Here is a 305-nt window from a genome sequence, read left to right as displayed (position 1 = left end):
GCGATTTGGAAGTATACAGGAACTCCATGTTCGGGAGATAACTGTCCAGGTTGGCAGAAGCTAGACAACAATCCAGCCACCGTTGCAATTGCAGCAAGTGGCAGTAATCTCTACCAACTCCACAGCGGTGGTGCGATTTGGAAGTATACAGGAACTCCATGTTCGGGAGATAACTGTCCAGGTTGGCAGAAGCTAGACAACAATCCAGCTACCGTTGCAATTGCAGCAAGTGGCAATAATCTCTACCAACTCCACAGCGGTGGTGCGATTTGGAAGTACACAGGAACTCCATGTTCGGGAGATAA

General features: G+C 48.9%; 1 protein-coding gene. It reads left to right on the top strand.

Annotated elements, in window-relative coordinates:
* Positions 1-305, top strand: a 305-nt coding sequence (locus tag QUB25_RS28925; RefSeq protein ID WP_333188818.1) for a hypothetical protein, incomplete at both ends; no start/stop codon positions are given.

The organism is Microcoleus sp. B3-D7 (assembly GCF_036705305.1).
In the GTDB taxonomy this organism is placed as follows: domain Bacteria; phylum Cyanobacteriota; class Cyanobacteriia; order Cyanobacteriales; family Microcoleaceae; genus Microcoleus.
This window is presented reverse-complemented; position numbering and strand designations above follow the sequence as displayed.